This window comes from Maledivibacter sp. (genome assembly GCA_025210375.1).
GTDB lineage: Bacteria > Bacillota > Clostridia > Peptostreptococcales > Caminicellaceae > JAOASB01.
This window is the reverse complement of the sequence record JAOASB010000037.1, coordinates 86,186-103,168: the sequence shown is the minus strand read 5'-3', so window position 1 is coordinate 103,168 and position 16,983 is coordinate 86,186. Positions and strand designations below refer to the sequence as shown.

Annotated in this window: 16 protein-coding genes; all 16 read left to right on the top strand. The window is 31.6% G+C overall.

Going from position 1 to position 16,983, the window contains the following annotated elements:
- Nucleotide 1 precedes the first annotated feature (1 nt).
- The 16 genes from N4A68_13270 (at nucleotide 2) to N4A68_13195 (ending at nucleotide 16,762) form a co-directional block, all read left to right on the top strand.
- A complete protein-coding gene (locus N4A68_13270) occupies nucleotides 2-892 on the top strand; it encodes a polyprenyl synthetase family protein (GenBank protein MCT4565269.1) in 891 nt (296 codons plus the stop codon).
- A gap of 12 nt (nucleotides 893-904) precedes the next feature.
- Entirely contained in the window at nucleotides 905-1,354 is a 450-nt protein-coding gene (locus tag N4A68_13265) for a divergent PAP2 family protein (GenBank protein ID MCT4565268.1), read from the top strand.
- Nucleotides 1,355-2,147: 793 nt separating this feature from the next.
- Entirely contained in the window at nucleotides 2,148-2,762 is a 615-nt protein-coding gene (locus tag N4A68_13260; GenBank protein MCT4565267.1) for a hypothetical protein, read from the top strand.
- A gap of 78 nt (nucleotides 2,763-2,840) precedes the next feature.
- Entirely contained in the window at nucleotides 2,841-4,715 is a 1,875-nt protein-coding gene (gene dxs / locus N4A68_13255; protein ID MCT4565266.1) for a 1-deoxy-D-xylulose-5-phosphate synthase, read from the top strand.
- Between the two features lie 10 nt (nucleotides 4,716-4,725).
- Nucleotides 4,726-5,535: a TlyA family RNA methyltransferase gene (locus tag N4A68_13250; GenBank protein MCT4565265.1), complete on the top strand. Its 810-nt coding sequence runs from the start codon at nucleotides 4,726-4,728 to the stop codon at nucleotides 5,533-5,535.
- Between the two features lie 223 nt (nucleotides 5,536-5,758).
- Nucleotides 5,759-6,208 (top strand): arginine repressor, encoded by a 450-nt coding sequence (locus N4A68_13245; GenBank protein MCT4565264.1) that lies wholly within the window; start codon nucleotides 5,759-5,761, stop codon nucleotides 6,206-6,208.
- 16 nt (nucleotides 6,209-6,224) lie between these two features.
- Nucleotides 6,225-7,943, top strand: coding sequence for a DNA repair protein RecN (gene recN, locus N4A68_13240; protein ID MCT4565263.1), 1,719 nt, complete (start codon nucleotides 6,225-6,227; stop codon nucleotides 7,941-7,943).
- Between the two features lie 570 nt (nucleotides 7,944-8,513).
- On the top strand, nucleotides 8,514-9,815 hold the full coding sequence (spoIVB, locus tag N4A68_13235) for a SpoIVB peptidase (protein MCT4565262.1): 1,302 nt from the start codon (nucleotides 8,514-8,516) through the stop codon (nucleotides 9,813-9,815).
- A 251-nt stretch (nucleotides 9,816-10,066) separates the two neighbouring features.
- Nucleotides 10,067-10,873 carry a sporulation transcription factor Spo0A gene (gene spo0A / locus N4A68_13230; GenBank protein MCT4565261.1) on the top strand — a complete coding sequence of 269 codons (807 nt, stop codon included), beginning with the start codon at nucleotides 10,067-10,069 and terminating at the stop codon, nucleotides 10,871-10,873.
- A 280-nt stretch (nucleotides 10,874-11,153) separates the two neighbouring features.
- Nucleotides 11,154-11,780, top strand: coding sequence for a histidine phosphatase family protein (locus N4A68_13225; GenBank protein MCT4565260.1), 627 nt, complete (start codon nucleotides 11,154-11,156; stop codon nucleotides 11,778-11,780).
- 30 nt (nucleotides 11,781-11,810) lie between these two features.
- Complete coding sequence (locus tag N4A68_13220) at nucleotides 11,811-12,053, top strand: hypothetical protein (protein MCT4565259.1); 243 nt, start codon at nucleotides 11,811-11,813, stop codon at nucleotides 12,051-12,053.
- 88 nt (nucleotides 12,054-12,141) lie between these two features.
- Nucleotides 12,142-12,618, top strand: coding sequence for a cupin domain-containing protein (locus tag N4A68_13215; protein MCT4565258.1), 477 nt, complete (start codon nucleotides 12,142-12,144; stop codon nucleotides 12,616-12,618).
- 80 nt (nucleotides 12,619-12,698) lie between these two features.
- A complete protein-coding gene (locus N4A68_13210; GenBank protein MCT4565257.1) occupies nucleotides 12,699-13,058 on the top strand; it encodes a hypothetical protein in 360 nt (119 codons plus the stop codon).
- Nucleotides 13,059-13,284: 226 nt separating this feature from the next.
- Entirely contained in the window at nucleotides 13,285-14,232 is a 948-nt protein-coding gene (locus N4A68_13205) for a hypothetical protein (GenBank protein ID MCT4565256.1), read from the top strand.
- A gap of 9 nt (nucleotides 14,233-14,241) precedes the next feature.
- A complete protein-coding gene (locus N4A68_13200; protein ID MCT4565255.1) occupies nucleotides 14,242-15,612 on the top strand; it encodes an MBOAT family protein in 1,371 nt (456 codons plus the stop codon).
- Nucleotides 15,613-15,703: 91 nt separating this feature from the next.
- Nucleotides 15,704-16,762 carry a DHHW family protein gene (locus tag N4A68_13195; GenBank protein MCT4565254.1) on the top strand — a complete coding sequence of 353 codons (1,059 nt, stop codon included), beginning with the start codon at nucleotides 15,704-15,706 and terminating at the stop codon, nucleotides 16,760-16,762.
- The last annotated feature ends 221 nt before the right edge of the window (nucleotides 16,763-16,983 follow it).

Below are 16,983 nucleotides of genomic sequence, written 5' to 3'. Positions count from 1 at the left end.
AATGGACTTTAAATCACAGCTCTTACAAAGAAAAACTGAAATAGATAAAAAAATATGCCAATGTTTTGAAAATAAAAGCGGACTCCAGCAAACTGTGTTTGAATCAATGGAGTATAGTCTAAAGGCCGGAGGAAAGAGATTAAGACCAGTACTACTTTTAGAGGTTTGCGAGATGTTAGGTGGTAATATAAATGATGCCGTAGAATTTGCTTTAGCAATAGAAATGATACATACATATTCATTGATACATGATGACTTACCAGCCATGGATAACGATGACTATAGAAGAGGCAAACTTACTAATCATAAGGTATATGGTGAAGGAATTGCTATTTTAGCAGGGGACGGTCTTTTGAATCTTGCATTTGAAACCATGATTGACAAAATAGATCGAAATCCCCATCTCCTCCATAAAGGGGTAAAGGCTATGCAGATTATTTCTAAGGCCTCTGGAGTTAATGGGATGATTGGTGGTCAAGTGGTGGACTTGGAATGTGAAGGAAAGAAAGTCGATGCACAGACCCTGGATTTTATCCATCATCATAAGACCTCCGTAATGCTTGAAGCTGCAATTAATGCTGGGGCAATGCTTGGTGAGGCTACAGAAGATGAGTATGAAAAACTACAAAACTATGGTAAATGTATTGGACTAGCATTCCAAATAGTTGATGATATACTTGATGTAATAGGGGATGAAAAAAAGTTAGGGAAAAAAGTTGGAAGCGATGTATATAATGAAAAATCCACATATCCATCACTATATGGAATAGAAGAATCAAGAAGAATTGTATCTAGATTGATAGAAGACAGTCGTAAATCCTTGGAAATATTTGGTGAAAAGGCTGAATTTTTAAGGGGGCTGGCTAAATATTTAGAAGATAGAGATTATTAAGGAGGAAATCAAGTGACATTTTTTAATGGAATTATGAAAAATGAAGTATTTAATGTGGCCCTTACCTCCTGGTTTATTGCACAAGCGTTAAAGGTTGTCCTTACTCTTTTGACTCAGAAAAAATTTGATTTATATAGATTTGTAGGTTCCGGTGGTATGCCGAGTTCCCACTCATCTATTGTAATGGGATTATCTACTTCAGTGGGACTCAAAACTGGTTGGGATTCAGTTTCATATGCAATATCCTTGGTATTTGCGTTGATTGTAATGTACGATGCAGCAGGAGTCAGACGAGCAGTTGGTAAGCAAGCCATAATATTAAATAGAATGTTAGAAGATATGCATAATCATAGGGATAAACATATACAGGAAAAGAGGCTAAAAGAATTGGTAGGTCATACCCCTGTAGAGGTTTTTGCTGGTGCGATTTTAGGGATTGTGATTGCTAATCTAATGATTTAAAAGATTAAAGGGTTCATTGCTAAATATTACATTTGAAAAATTTAAATTTTTATGTTATAATGTCATCTGCACTTGAGTGGTGCAGTATTCTAGTCAGAGCTACTAATTTTGAAGGCGGGGCTAAAAATCCGTCAAAGGGCACATCGATGAAGTTCCTGGTATTGGCTTTCGACGCCCAGTCGGGGGCTTATGCTGGGAGTAAGGATCTGGGGGCGATCCACAATGGCATGTGGGCGTTGACCCTCTTTCCGCGGAGACCTAAATTATATTTTGTAATTTAGGATGAACCTGCAATGTGGTGGTTTTTCTGCTACGTGCAGTGTAGCCTGCCTTGAGTGGGGTAGGTAGACGGATATGTAAAGAAATCTGTTTTATGGGCCCATAAAATGGATGCAATTGTATCCTAAACCTATGCTGCAAAAGAGGCTAGGAATTAGCTTGCCTGTTGAGGAAAACTCCTAGACTGTTCCTAGGTGGAGATATATTAAGGATTATAGTGCAGACTTAGTGGTAATCTAGTTTTATATTTGGCGACAATATAAATATGGGTTTAAAGGGAAACCGCTGATCCGGCAACGGAACAGTACTTATATGGGAAATCCTACTGGACCTAAGCTGCAAAGTTTACTTAATATATTGCCCTCAAGTGAAAAATAAGAATAACTGATTATAGAGAGTGTAGGTAATAAACCTATATAATTGGTTGTCTATAACTGATGGCATAAGCTATCAGTTTTTTTGAATATAGGATAGTAAATTTTACAAATAGAGGCATCTAAAAGGTGTGTTTAAATTGGCTAAGAAAATAAAAGACAATGGGAAAAACAATAAAGCTATAAATATAAGGGGCTATAATATAAAATGGGTAGTTAATATAACAATAATAACCTTTATATTGGCTGTTTTTATGAGTTCTGCTTCCGAGGCATTACTTAGGAATACAACTATCTCTGTGGCATTCATGATTTTAATCATAATTGTATTTATAGGAATAGTTTCGGATTTAATAGGTATTGCAGTTGCTACAGCCGATGAAAAGCCATTTCATTCAATGGCTGCACAGAAGATAGATGCTGCAAAATACGCCATAAAATTAATAAAAAATGCTGGCCCAGTATCTAATTTCTGTAACGATGTTATAGGTGACATTGCAGGTATTATAAGTGGTGCTGCTGGAGCAATAATTTTGGTGCAAGTAAGCAGAATTTATAGTGGTATCAATACTGTATACTATAGCTTTATATTAAGTGGAGTTGTGGCAGCTATTACGGTGGGTGGAAAAGCCCTAGGAAAAGAGATAGCATTGAAAAAATCTAAGGAGATAGTGTACAAGGTTTCACAATTTCTTTGTTGGATAAAAAATAATTTGAAAATAGATTTATTGCCAGATAATAAGAAGAAAAAATAAAACTATATGGATTTTTATGTTTCATTAAAAGGGTTTTTGGATAATCTCCAAAGATAAGAGAAAGTGAGATGAAATGGTTTGTATAAGCTTATTACAAAGATTAACTCACCGGAGGATTTAAAAAAATTAAGCTATGAGGATATTAAAAAGCTTAGTAAGGAAATAAGAAATTTTTTGATAGAATCTGTGTCTAAAACCGGTGGGCATTTAGCTTCAAATCTAGGTGTTGTTGAACTCACGATTGCATTGCACAGGGTTTTTGATACCCCTAAGGATAAAATAGTATGGGATGTTGGACATCAAGCCTATGTACATAAAATCCTTACTGGAAGACTAGAAAAATTTGATTCCCTTAGAAAGTTCAAGGGATTAAGTGGTTTCCCAAAATGTAAGGAGAGTATTCATGATTGCTTTGAAACCGGCCATAGCAGCACTTCGATTTCTGCTGGATTAGGTATGGCAATGGCAAGGGATATAAAAGGGAATAAATACTCCATTATTTCAGTTATTGGGGATGGTGCATTAACTGGGGGGATGGCCTTTGAAGCCCTAAATCATGCTGGACATTCAGAAACTGATTTTATTGTCATTCTAAACGATAATGAAATGTCAATCTCTGAAAATGTCGGGGGGTTATCTAGATATCTTAATAGATTAAGGACAGATCCTGCCTACTATAAAATGAAGGATGATGTTGAGCAGATATTGAGCAAAATTCCTGCTATAGGTAAATCGGTGGTTAAGACTGCACAAAAAGCTAAGGAAACAATAAAATACTTTTTTGTACCAGGAGTATTATTTGAAGAACTTGGTTTTACATATATTGGGCCTGTAAATGGCCATGATGTTGAAGAACTTACGGAGGTTTTGAAGAGAGCGAAAAAAATGAAGGGACCAGTTTTGATTCATACTATCACGAAGAAAGGAAAAGGATATGGATTTGCTGAGAGATATCCAGATAAATTTCATGGTATTAGTGCCTTTGATATTAAAACTGGTAAAAAATTAAAAAAATCAGAGGGACAGACATATTCCGAGATATTTGGTGAAGAACTAATAGGATTGGCTGAGGAAAATGAAGATATCGTTGCAATTACTGCCGCAATGCCATCGGGAACTGGACTGAGTCAGTTTTCCAAGAAATATCCTAAAAGATTTTTTGATGTAGGTATAGCTGAACAGCATGCAGTAACCTTTGCTGCTGGATTAGCTTCAAATGGACTAAGACCTGTGTTCGCTGTTTATTCTACATTCCTCCAAAGAGGATATGATCAAGTTTTACACGATGTCTGTCTTCAGAATTTGCCTGTGGTTTTTGGCATTGACAGGGCTGGTATAGTGGGTCAGGATGGTGAGACCCATCATGGAGTATTTGACTTATCCTATCTAAGCAATATACCAAACTTAAAAATTCTTTTACCTAAGGATGGGAATGAGCTTAGAATAATGATGAAGTATGCATTTTCTCAAAAATCCCCTATTGCTATAAGATACCCTAGGGGCATAAGTAAAGAGATAGAGACAGAAAATAATATAGAGGATATATACCATGAAAAGGCTGAGATCATATTCAAGGGTAAGGATGTATGTATCATTGGGGTAGGTAAAATGGTAGCTACTGCTCTTGAAGTAGCAAAGCTTCTTAAAAAAGATGGGATAGAAAGTACAGTCATAAATGCTAGATTTGTAAAACCCCTTGATGAAGCTACCATATTGGAAGGCATAAAGGACACTATCAATATATTTACATTAGAGGATAATGTTAAAATAGGTGGATTTGGCAGTCAAATACTAGAGATGCTGAGCAAAAACGGAGTTAAGGATAGGAATACTAAAGTATATGCTTTCCCGGATAAATTCGTTGAGCATGGAAATGCAGAAAAACTTTTTAAGCATCACAATTTAGATGCTGAGAGTATATATAAGGATATAGTAGCCCAGATAAAAAAATAAGGAGAATTCTATGGAAAAAAAAGTCAGAATAGATATGCTGTTAGTGGATAGAAATCATTTTGATTCCCGTGAAAAAGCTAAAAAAGCTCTTATGGCAGGAATAGTTTATGTTAATAATTTACTTATAGACAAGCCTGGGATGAAGGTGGACCACGATGCAGATATTCAAATAAAGGGGAAAGCCTTACCCTATGTTAGTAGAGGTGGGCTTAAGCTTGAAAAGGCAATAAATAGATATGGTATGGATTTCACTAATAAGATTTGTATGGATGTTGGAGCATCCACCGGCGGATTTACCGACTGTATGCTTCAAAATGGAGCTTCAAAGGTGTATTCTGTAGATGTGGGCTATGGACAGCTAGATTGGAAATTGAGGCAGGATGAAAGAGTAGTATCTATGGAAAGAACCAATATACGCTATGTGAAGCCCGAAGAAATAGAAGATGAGATAGATTTTGCATCAATAGACGTGTCCTTTATTTCATTAAGGATAGTATTACCCGTTGTAAAAAAGCTATTAAAGCCAAAGGGAGAAATAATATTTTTAATAAAACCACAATTTGAGGCGGGCCGAGATAAGGTTGGAAAGAAAGGTGTAGTAAGGGATAAAGGTGTACATAGGGAAGTTATCGAAAGAATACTGAATTTTGCTATTGAATTAGGATTAACTATAAATGGATTAACCTTTTCTCCCATAAAGGGACCAAAGGGGAATAGAGAATTTCTTGCATATGTTTCTAATAAGCCCCCAATTGAAGCCTTAGATGTCGAGAAGTTGGCCTATGATGTGGTAGAGAAAGCCCATGATGAGCTAAGCTAGACTTATTATAGTCATGCTACATCAAAACTTAAGATGAATTTTACCGGAATAATGAATGCTTGTACATTTTTCATTGAAATTTATTAATCTTTGAAGTAGCATTACTATAGATATTCCAGTAACTGCATAAAAATAAAACAAAAAAAAGGAAAATGTAAATTCTTGTAGTATAATATATATAAAAAGGTTTTCCTATAAAAAAAATTTTTTCCGGGAGGGTTTTATGAAATATTCAAGACATGCAAAAATTCTTGAAATAATCGAGAATCATGAAGTTGAAACTCAAGAAGAGTTAGCAGAATTTTTAAAGCAAAACGGTTTTAATGTTACACAAGCAACAGTATCTAGAGATATTAAAGAACTTAGATTAATTAAAGTTTTAACAAAAACAGGACAATATAAATATGCTGCCATAAAACAGCAGGATAGTATGATATCTGATCGTCTTATAAAAATATTTAGGGATTCAGTCTTAGCTATTGACTATTCCGGAAATATTATTGTGCTAAGGACTCTTAGTGGGGCAGCTAATGCTGCGGCTGAAGCTATTGATGTTTTGGGACTAAAGGGAATAACAGGTACAATAGCAGGGGATAATACAATATTTATATTGGTAAGTGAAACTGTTGATAAAAATGAAATAATCGCTGAATTTAATAAATTGATAAGATAGGGAATGGAGGATACATATGCTCCTTGAACTCAATATTGAAAATTTTGTTTTAATTGAAAATGTTAATATTAATTTTACCGAAGGCTTTAACGTATTATCAGGAGAAACTGGAGCTGGAAAATCTATTGTTATAGACGCAATAAGCATAGCATTGGGGGGCAAATCTAATAAAAATTACGTTAGAACTGGAAAGCAGAAAGCCGTAATACAAATCGTTTTTGCCTTTAATGATGAAAGGCTTAAGAGACTCCTTGATGAATACGGAATTGATTGTGAAGATAATATTATTATATTAAATAGAGAAATCTTCGGAACTGGCAAAAGTATTTCTAGGATAAATGGTAGAATAGTTCAATTAGCCTTTGCAAAGAAAGTTGCAAAGATGCTCATAGATATACATGGACAACATGAACACCAATCCCTTTTATATACTGAGAATCATCTGCATATGCTGGACTTATTTGGGAATGAAGTGCTTTTGAAGGATTTAGAAATGGTTAAAAGAAAATATAATGAATTAAAAGAGATTGAAAGAAAATTAGAATCCATTGATCAAAATGATAAGGAAAGAGAAAGAAGAATAGATTTAATAAAGTTTCAGATTGAAGAGATAGATTCTTGCAATTTAAAAATCGGTGAGGATACTGACTTATCTAGGGAATTTGATTTGCTTAAAAATAGTGAAGAAATATTTTCAATTGTTCATGATAGTTATGATAGAATATCCGCTGGCTTAAATGATAATCAATCTATAACAAGTGCTTTATCGGAAATTTTAGCAAATTTTGAGAAAATAGCAAATTTTGATGATGCCATAATGGACTTTAATAAAGACCTTCAAGATATATTCTATAGATTACAAGATATTGCAACTGATATGAGACTATATGGAGAAAACATTACCTATGATTCAGAGGCTTTATTTGAAGTAGAAAAAAGACTTGATACCATAAATAATTTAAAAAGAAAATACGGAAATACTATCGAGGAGATATTAGAATATAGAGAGCAATTATATAATGAACTTAAAGAGCTAGAGGATAGTGCCAATACCATAAAAACTTTAAAGGGAAAAATTGAAATCATTAAAAAGGAATTTATAGAAATAAGTAATAGATTAAGTCTTCAAAGAAAGAAGATAGCTAAGAATTTTGAAAGTAAAATGATTCAGGAATTAAAGGACTTAAATTTTGAAAATGCTGAGTTTAAAGTTAGTATAACTCCATATTTACATAAAGATAATGGCCTATATTTCACAAAATACGGTATAGACAAGGTTGAGTTTTTGATATCAACTAACCCTGGAGAACCATTGAAGTCATTATCAAAGGTAGCTTCTGGTGGTGAAATGTCTAGAATTATGTTGGCCATGAAGGTTATATTGGCAAAAATTGATAATATAGGTACATTGATATTTGATGAAATAGATACAGGTATAAGTGGGAAAACTGCTAATGTGGTTGGAGAAAAGATAGCACTTATTTCTAAAACCCATCAAACAATTTGTATTACTCACCTGCCTCAGATTGCAGTAATGGCTGATAGCCATATGTTTATAGAAAAAATTGTTTCAAACAATGAAACAAAAACACTTATAAATAAACTGGATACTAAGGATAGAATAAATGAGATATCTAGGCTAATTGGTGGTAATCAAATAACTGAGCTAACCCTAAATCATGCCAAAGAAATGCTTAACATGGCCGATAATATAAAGAAAAATATAGCATCTTAGCTATTCATTTGTGAAAAGTAATTGTTTTGAAATCAAAATCCATGTTGGGTTTATAGTATAGATATTCCAGTTAAACAATTAATTTATACACATCAAAAATCCCTAGAAGCATCGGATATTTTGAGATTTATAAATTAAGTTTAACTTTTGGAAATCTATACCATAAAATTTTATATATATTTATTTTTAAATGTGTTTTAAAGCTGCCTAGATTGCAGCTTTTTTATTTTGGTAAAAATAAGTAGATTTCAAATCCACCAAAAATTGATAGAATTTGTTAAGACATATATAGAATAATGAATTCAGAAATAGGCTAAATTATTAATAGAGCAAATTGCATAATTACTTTCTATAAAAATCATCTACCACATGTAGTTTTAAAATCCCAATAGATACACCATCAAATATGCTTATATCTTAAGTAATTAAATTAAGGATGATATTTGCATATTAGGCTTAGCCAAGTAAGAGTTATGCAATTTCCTCAATAGAGTCACAGCTTCAAAAATTTAAATTTATGTTTTTTAAATTGCTTTTATGGGGAGTGATTAATGTAGGGAGTGGGTTTATTTGAAACTTAAATACAAAAGAATAATAACCCTTTCAATACTACTTTTTTCCTTTAGTTTTATTTTTTTCAATATAGCAAGATTTTTATATTATCCAACGGAAATAAACGTTTTTGAAGGTGAAGGAAAGGTTTTGAATATAAAGTATCCCTTTAAAGTCACCTATAGCGAAGACGACGAAATCGTAGAAATATCTGTGGCGAAGGATAATGAGCTAAATAAAAATCAAATTAAAATAATACCTCTTAAAAAGGGCAGAGCCAATCTTCAGATAAAATTATTAGGTGTATTGCCTATCAAAAATTTATCAGTTGATGTATTTCCTAAGTTAAAAGTAATGCCAGGAGGAAGTTCAATAGGAGTAAAGCTGAATACTAAAGGGGTATTAATAGTAGGATTAGAGGAAATTGAAGGTATAGATAATAAAAAATATAATCCTGGATATGATGGTGGTCTGAGAATTGGGGATAATATAATAGAAATAAATAATCAGAAAGTAAAAAATGCAGATCATGTCATTGAACTCATCAATAAGAACAAGGGAAATGAAATAAAGGTGAAAGCTAAAAGAAATAAAAGTGTTTTCAATTGCAAGATCACTCCTGTTAAAAGTAAGGTCTACAATGATTATAAGATTGGACTTTGGGTGAAGGATAAAACAGCTGGGGTAGGAACATTAACGTTTTTCGACCCAAAATCAAATATATATGGGGCATTAGGCCATGCTATATCCGATGCTGAGACGGGTAAAATTTTACCCGTGGGAAAAGGAGAAATCTTGAAATCAAGGGTAGTTTCTATAAAACAAGGAAAAAGAGGAAAAGCAGGAGAAATAAGAGGTATATTTTTAGAAACAGCAGAGCCTCTAGGGGCATTAGAGAAGAATACGAATTTTGGAATATATGGAACAATGTATAAGGAAATGAAGAACCCAATATATGACAATCCTATTGAGATTGCAATGCAAAATGACATTAAGTTAGGGCCAGCAAAAATCCTTACAACTACTGATGATAATGATGTTAAAGAATATGATGTTATAATTGAAAAAATAAATTTACAAAGAAAAATAAGCAATAAAAGTATGATAGTCAGAATAGTAGATAAAGATTTACTCAAGAAAACCGGAGGAATAGTTCAAGGAATGAGTGGAAGTCCTATTATACAGGATGGTAAACTAATTGGGGCTGTGACCCATGTATTTGTAAATGATCCTACAAAGGGATATGGAATATTTATAGAGTGGATGCTAAAGGAATCAGGAATACCATCTAGTAATAGAAGATTTAGAAAGGCAAGCTAAAATACGGGCACTTTAAGTTATAAAGACTTAAAGTGCTTTAAACATATTCAAAAATAAACAAGTTATCTTACTCGTCCTTTTAATTCTTTTTTATATGCCTCAATAATTTATTTATAAAACTACAAAATATTTATCAAATGGATATAACTTACAGTTTTTTTTCCAAAATAAAAAAAAAGAGAAGGATATTTATTATTTATGTCGAATTCAACATTTATGCGTATTAGTACATATTATAAGGGGGTTTTGTTGTGAAAGAAAAAATAAAGATTTTGATCGCAGACGATAATAAAGATTTCTGCGATATTCTGTACGAATACTTAAGTAAACAAGAGGATTTAGAGATTATAGGTGTTGCTAAGGATGGTATAGAAGCTATAGACATTCTATCACAAAGCACACCGGATGTTATGATTCTAGATATTATTATGCCTCATCTGGATGGGTTGGGTGTTTTAGAGAGAATGCACTCCTTAGATATACCAAGGATTCCTAAAGTTATAATTCTTTCTGCTGTTGGACAGGACAGGATTACCCAAAAAGCCATAAATCTTGGTGCCGATTATTATGTAGTAAAGCCTTTTGATTTTGAGGTCTTTATTAAGAGAATAAGACAATTAATGGGAAATAATGAAAGTAGTGTAGAGAGAAGAAGACCATTAAATGATTACAGTTTTTCAAATCTTGATAAACAGCCTAAAAACGTTTCTATAGAAGCAGAAATCACAAATATAATTCATGAAATTGGAGTTCCAGCCCATATAAAGGGATATTTATATCTTAGGGAAGCTATCGGAATGGTTGTTGAGAATATAGAGTATCTAAGTGCAGTTACTAAAGAATTATATCCTAATATAGCTACAAAATTTAATACTACACCAAGTAGAGTAGAGAGAGCAATCAGACATGCCATAGAAGTTGCTTGGAGTAGAGGAAAGATAGATACAATAAATAGATTATTTGGATATACAGTACATAATGGTAAAGGCAAACCAACAAATAGTGAATTTATCGCTATGGTTGCTGATAAGCTTAGGATAGAGCAGATGATTGGTTAACAGAGCAGTTTGTTGAATAAAAAATTCTCCCATTTAATTTGAAATGAATAGGGAGGTTTTTTTATGGCAAATTTTGATTCTTTGAATTAGTAAATGAGACAAAAAAAGACTTAAATGTTCCTGAGTTTATTGAATGATAGATTGAAGTGAAGATTGCATTGAGTTAAAGTGTTACTCAATAAATATATAACATTCTATGTAAATAATGACTTAATATGTTATAATATAACAAAATATCTTGAAGATAGACTCAAGTGTCGATCATTTAAAGGAGAGTATTATGGCAAAGTTATATATAACGAGACATGGGCAAACAGAATGGAACCTAGAGGGTAGAATGCAAGGACAGAAAGATTCAAAACTTACAGCATTAGGGGAACAACAAGGGGCATGGCTTGGAGAAAGATTAAATAATGACGAAATAGATATTATTATTTCAAGTTCAAGTGGAAGGGCAGTTAGAACAGCTGAAATTATTAGAGGAAAAAGAAATATTGAAATAATACCCAATGATAATCTTAGAGAAATACATCTTGGACAATGGGAGGGTCAGTTACATAAGGACATTGAAAAATATTGGTTAGAAGAACATAGAAACTTTTGGAAATTTCCTCATTTGTATAAACCTTTGGGAGGAGAAACATTCCTGCAAGTCTTAGATAGAGTAAGTAATGAAGTAGAAAAAATCATTTCTAAATACGAAGGTAAAAATGTCTTAATTGTTACCCATGCGGTTGTGTTAAAGGCACTTATTACATATTTAGAAAATAAGAATTTAGAGGATTTTTGGAGTGGAGCTTTTATGCATTCTACATGTTTAAATATTGTAGAGATTAAAAAGGAGAGTAGAGATTTTATTCTACAAGGAGATATATCACATTATAAGGTTGAAGAAAAGGTAATATGACAATAAATACTAGGGTCTTAGGAGTAGAAAATGATTAAAAGAATTGATAAGAAAAAATCTAAACTTTTTATTGTATTTATATTAAGTGGTATGGTTTTGTTAATTTCATTAAGACTTTTCTGGAATATGGGAATATATGTGGATGAACACAATACTACACCAAGTGTAATTTCTGGAAGTGATTTTTGGCTTTATATGGATTGGCTTAGGCTTGTATTGTTGACTGTTATTTTCATTATTTCAGCAACGAGTTTATTTCATAAAGAAAGATGACAAAGCTTATTTATTCATCTGAAATTAGGTCAGAGGAAATCAATATAGCTTGACTGGAATTTCTATATTATATGAAGGAGGTTTTTTAATGGATGATCGTGGGATTAAAATAACTAATAAAAGTTTAATTGAAGCTAAACACAAATGTGAATATGAGCCCTATGAGTACAAGAAATATGAAGTAACCAAGGGAACCCAAGAAAATCAATGTTGTGTTGCTATATACGAAATTCCACCACAGAAAGCAAATTACCCGTATCATTATCATCACAAAAATGAAGAGGTTTTCTATATTATTAGTGGTAATGGAATTTTAGAAACTCCTGATGGGAATAGAACCATCTCCCCAGGAGACGTTATAGTCTGTCCACCGTCAGAAAGAGGAGCCCATAGAATAATTAATTCCTCCACCACAGAAACCCTAGTTTACATAGATTTTGATACCATTAATTCCCCTGAATTAGTATTCTATCCTAGGTCTGACAAAGTTGGTATAATCATAAATGGTGAATCTAGTACATTTTATAAAAAGGATACAGCTGTAGATTATTATGAAGGTGAATAAATGTCATATTAACATAACAAATAGGTCAAAACAGCTGTAAATACATATGGAAATTTTCGAAATTAATAGGAGTGGGATTTATGCCTTGTAACCATGAATTTGGGATAATAGATTTTTTGGAAGAATATAATGAAGATGAGTATGAACCTAAGAAATATAATTGTATTTCTGTAGATGATGATTTTTTATCTGAAGTATACTATGATGGATTAAAAAATAAAATAAAGTATCTTGATACATTTGCCCATAATACAAATAGACCTTCTAAAGATCTTGCGTATTATGGAATAACTTTAATACCGCCTACATCCCTTAAATATTTTTTAGATATTATCACCGAAGCAAATATCAAGCACAAATCAAAAGAACTCGAAATGCTAAGGGGAAAAATATCCGAAGCAATTAAAAAAGATAAATGGATGATTCATTATGGAATATAACATTACATAGGGCATATCATCATAATAATTGATATTTTGTATAACAATTATGAAGGGGCCGTCTCAAAAGACGGTCCCTTAAGCTTTGCTGAGGAATATTTTAGAATTAAAAATTTTTGGAACTAATTCTATTTTTCCACGTCTAATTGATTAGTCCTCAAATTATAATGGGGGTCAAGCATTCGTTAATAATGAATAGCAATTAAAGTAGAAGGAGAGTTTTAAGATGAAGAAAAGAATTATAGCAGTATTATTAGGATTATTAATATGTGTATCCCTAGGTGGGTGTGGAACAAGTAGTGATACATCTACTGGGCAAGATGATAAAGGTGGTATGGCCTATGAATATTCAAGCTTAGATGTTCTTATGATGATGTTCGATAAAGTAGGAGTTAAACCTTATGAAACAATAAATGTATTAGATGAGAAAGCTGGGGAGCAACAATTAAATTATCAGAATATGCTTGCTCAAAATCAAGAAGAGATTAAAGTAGAGGGATATATTTCAGGAGCAACCACAGTTCCTATGATGATGCCTTCTACACAGAATATAACGGTTTTACAATTTAAGGACAATAGGAACTTTGAAAAATATAAAAAGGCCATGAAGGGTATAATGTATTCAGGAGTTTGTGTTTCGCCATCGGAAGAAAGTGTTCATATTATAGAAAATGGAAACTTTATATGCTATATCTCAGTGGAATCCCATGAAGGTGATAGAGGCGATGAGTTTGAAAAAGCTTTTAAAGAACTGGATTTAACCGTAAAACCAGAATATAATGATGATACAACTTTAGACAAGGCAATGACTATTTATAATCAGCACAAAGAAAATTATGATATTTCCGAATTGAACGTAGATCCCATGTCAGTATATACCATAAATCCTAGTTTTGCAGAGAATAAAAAATATGACTTCACTGAGGAAGATTTAGAAGATGGATATTTTATCAGAAGTAAAGTTGACTATTCACAATTAGATAAGCCCCTTGGATTTTCTGCTTATGTTGTGAAAGTAAAAAATCCTGATAAAATCAATTTGGTAAAAGAAGCAGTTGAAGAGGCTTCAAAAGTTGAAGGGTATGAAAATAAATTTTTTATTTCAAAGGATGTTGAAGTTAAGGTTGAGTTAGAAGGAAATTATGTTATATTAATAGCTAAAAAAGATAAGTAGGAGAAGTAAATGGTATTTTCTAGTCTTATATTTTTGATCTATTTTATGCCAGTTTTTCTGTTTCTATATTTTGCCTTTGCAAAATATAGAAACATCATTCTGATAGTTTTTAGTATGATTTTTTATTCTTTTGGCGAACCGATTTATGTGGTATTGCTTATTTTTAGCAGCTCAATAGATTATATTATATCTAGAAAGCTTGAAGAAAACGATGATAGTTTTAGAAGAAAGATATTTTTATGTATAAGTATATCTATAAATATATTTCTGCTAGGATTTTTCAAATATAGTGATTTCCTAATGGATACAATTAATTATGCCTTTAATACAAACCTGAGCCTATTAAATCTACCATTACCCATAGGTATAAGCTTTTATACTTTTCAAACCATGTCTTATACTATTGATGTTTATAGGAGAAATGTAAAGGCTAATAAGTCTTACTTAAACTTTTTAATGTATGTATCAATGTTCCCTCAATTAATAGCTGGCCCGATCATAAGATACATTGATATAGAAAAAGATTTGAGAAATCGAATGGTATCCCTAGAAAATTTGGACCTGGGAGCTAAAAGATTCATTATGGGTTTATCAAAAAAAGTGATTTTAGCTGATTCAATGAATTTAATGTATATAGACTTAATCAAAGCTAATCCATCGCAATTAGGATTCTATTTAGCATACTTAGCATATGGGCTACACATCTACTTTGATTTTTCTGGTTATAGTGATATGGCGATAGGACTGGGTAAAATGATAGGGTTTGATTTCCTAGAAAACTTTAATTATCCCTATATTTCAAGGTCGATTTCAGAAGTTTTTCGTAGATGGCATATTTCATTAGGTACATGGTTTAGGGAATATGTGTATATACCCCTTGGTGGTAGTAAAGTTATAAAATGGAAGATTATAAGAAACCTACTGTTTGTTTGGCTAATTACTGGGTTGTGGCATGGTGCAAGTATAAACTTTGTGTTATGGGGATTATATTTTGGAATATTAATTACACTTGAGAAAACTATTTTTAAAAAGATGTATGTTCATGTACCTACAATAATAAAACACCTATATGTATGCATAATGATGATTTTTTCTTGGGTTATTTTTGCTAATACGGATATCAATACAATAATAGAGACCTATAGGTACATGTTTGGTCTAAATAATATAAGCTTAATATCAAGGGAAATGGCATTTACTATAAGAAACTATAGCATTCTTCTAGTTATATCTATTATTTCTGCAACACCATTTGTAAAGAAGCTTTTTGGAAAAGCACCAGATACATTAAAAAATTGTATATATATCATTTTGTTCTTATTTTGTATTTTTGTAATAAGTGACTCTAATTATAGCCCATTTATTTACTTTAGATTTTAGGCAAATTCAAAAAATAAACTAGTCATCTTACTAATCAAAATTACTTAGTGACCTAACTTGTTTATTTTTTATATGCCCTAGGAGTGTACCTATGAAAAGATATATAACAGGAATTAGTTTTTTAGTGATTATAAGTGTATTAATGATTAGTAATATCATAGTTGCTGATAAAGAAGTTTCTCAGTTACAAAAAAGAAGACTTCAAATGTTTCCTGAGATTTCATTATCAAGCTACCTTAGTGGAAAGTTTTCTGATCAATTAGATATATATGTCAAGGATCAAGAAATTTTAAGTGAAAAGTTTAGTGGAATTGTTTCTTATATAAATTACAATATATTTCGTAAAATAGAAAATAAAAATATTGTAATAAATAATGGGGCCTTATATGAGTGTATAAAGCTCAATAAGTTAAATATAGAAAATTTCAATGATAATATTATGAAATTAATGTTTAATCTAAGAAACAATAAGCATTATACCGTTATTCTTCCAGACAAAAGTTTTTATCTTAATGATGGATTTATTCACCTAGATAAAAAAGTATTTAATAAACTGAAATTTAAGCCCATAGATTATTCAGATATATTAGATGCATCGGATTTTTATAAGACAGATATTCATATAACAAATGAGGGAAGTTATAAAATTTATCTACAGCTGAAAAAGGAAATGAATTTGAAGAAAGATTATGATATGAAATTTATAAAGGTATCAGATGATTTTTTAGGCTATTACGCTATAAAATCTATGTATACAGATATTAAAGATCATATGCTGAAACCAAGTAATAGAATAATTGATCAATTGGAAGTTACTTATTTAGATGATAATGGGGAGTATATCAGTCATCATGGTTGTTATTTTAGCAAGCATCTAGATACCCATGATCAATATTCCTTTAACCTAAATGGTAATAAACCCATAACGATTATTGAAAATAAACAATGTGAAAACAACCGAGAGCTAGTAATCATCAAGGATAGCTATGGATTAAGTATTGCCCCTTACTTGGCTCAACACTACAATAAAGTGACCATGCTGGATCTAAGGATGATGCCCATGGATTTTGTTGAAAATTATGTTAATGATAAAACAGAAATATTATACTATTATGGTTTTAAATCCGTTAATGATGGAAAAATGTTTTAAAAATAGATGGCAGATATTCTTTTCATCAGGGATCATCAGCCTTCAAAGAGAACCCAGTTGGGGTTCTCTTTTTCAATAAAACTAGACCTAATATTCTAAAAATATTTAAGGATAATTATCCCTTGATATGTTATAATGTAACAGCAATATTTTATATCAATATATTTAATGTTTTTTGAAAATTGAGGAAATTGCATAATGTATGCGGTATAGCTTTGAAG

Bases quoted from the DNA above. Each gene is read 5' to 3' on its own strand.
- N4A68_13270 (MCT4565269.1), top strand. From the start codon at position 2: ATGGACTTTAAATCACAGCTCTTACAAAGAAAAACTGAAATAGATAAA.
- N4A68_13250 (MCT4565265.1), top strand. From the start codon at position 4,726: ATGGAAAAAAAAGTCAGAATAGATATGCTGTTAGTGGATAGAAATCAT.
- N4A68_13245 (MCT4565264.1), top strand. From the start codon at position 5,759: ATGAAATATTCAAGACATGCAAAAATTCTTGAAATAATCGAGAATCAT.
- recN (MCT4565263.1), top strand. From the start codon at position 6,225: ATGCTCCTTGAACTCAATATTGAAAATTTTGTTTTAATTGAAAATGTT.
- N4A68_13225 (MCT4565260.1), top strand. From the start codon at position 11,154: ATGGCAAAGTTATATATAACGAGACATGGGCAAACAGAATGGAACCTA.
- N4A68_13220 (MCT4565259.1), top strand. From the start codon at position 11,811: ATGATTAAAAGAATTGATAAGAAAAAATCTAAACTTTTTATTGTATTT.
- N4A68_13215 (MCT4565258.1), top strand. From the start codon at position 12,142: ATGGATGATCGTGGGATTAAAATAACTAATAAAAGTTTAATTGAAGCT.
- N4A68_13210 (MCT4565257.1), top strand. From the start codon at position 12,699: ATGCCTTGTAACCATGAATTTGGGATAATAGATTTTTTGGAAGAATAT.
- N4A68_13205 (MCT4565256.1), top strand. From the start codon at position 13,285: ATGAAGAAAAGAATTATAGCAGTATTATTAGGATTATTAATATGTGTA.
- N4A68_13200 (MCT4565255.1), top strand. From the start codon at position 14,242: ATGGTATTTTCTAGTCTTATATTTTTGATCTATTTTATGCCAGTTTTT.
- N4A68_13195 (MCT4565254.1), top strand. From the start codon at position 15,704: ATGAAAAGATATATAACAGGAATTAGTTTTTTAGTGATTATAAGTGTA.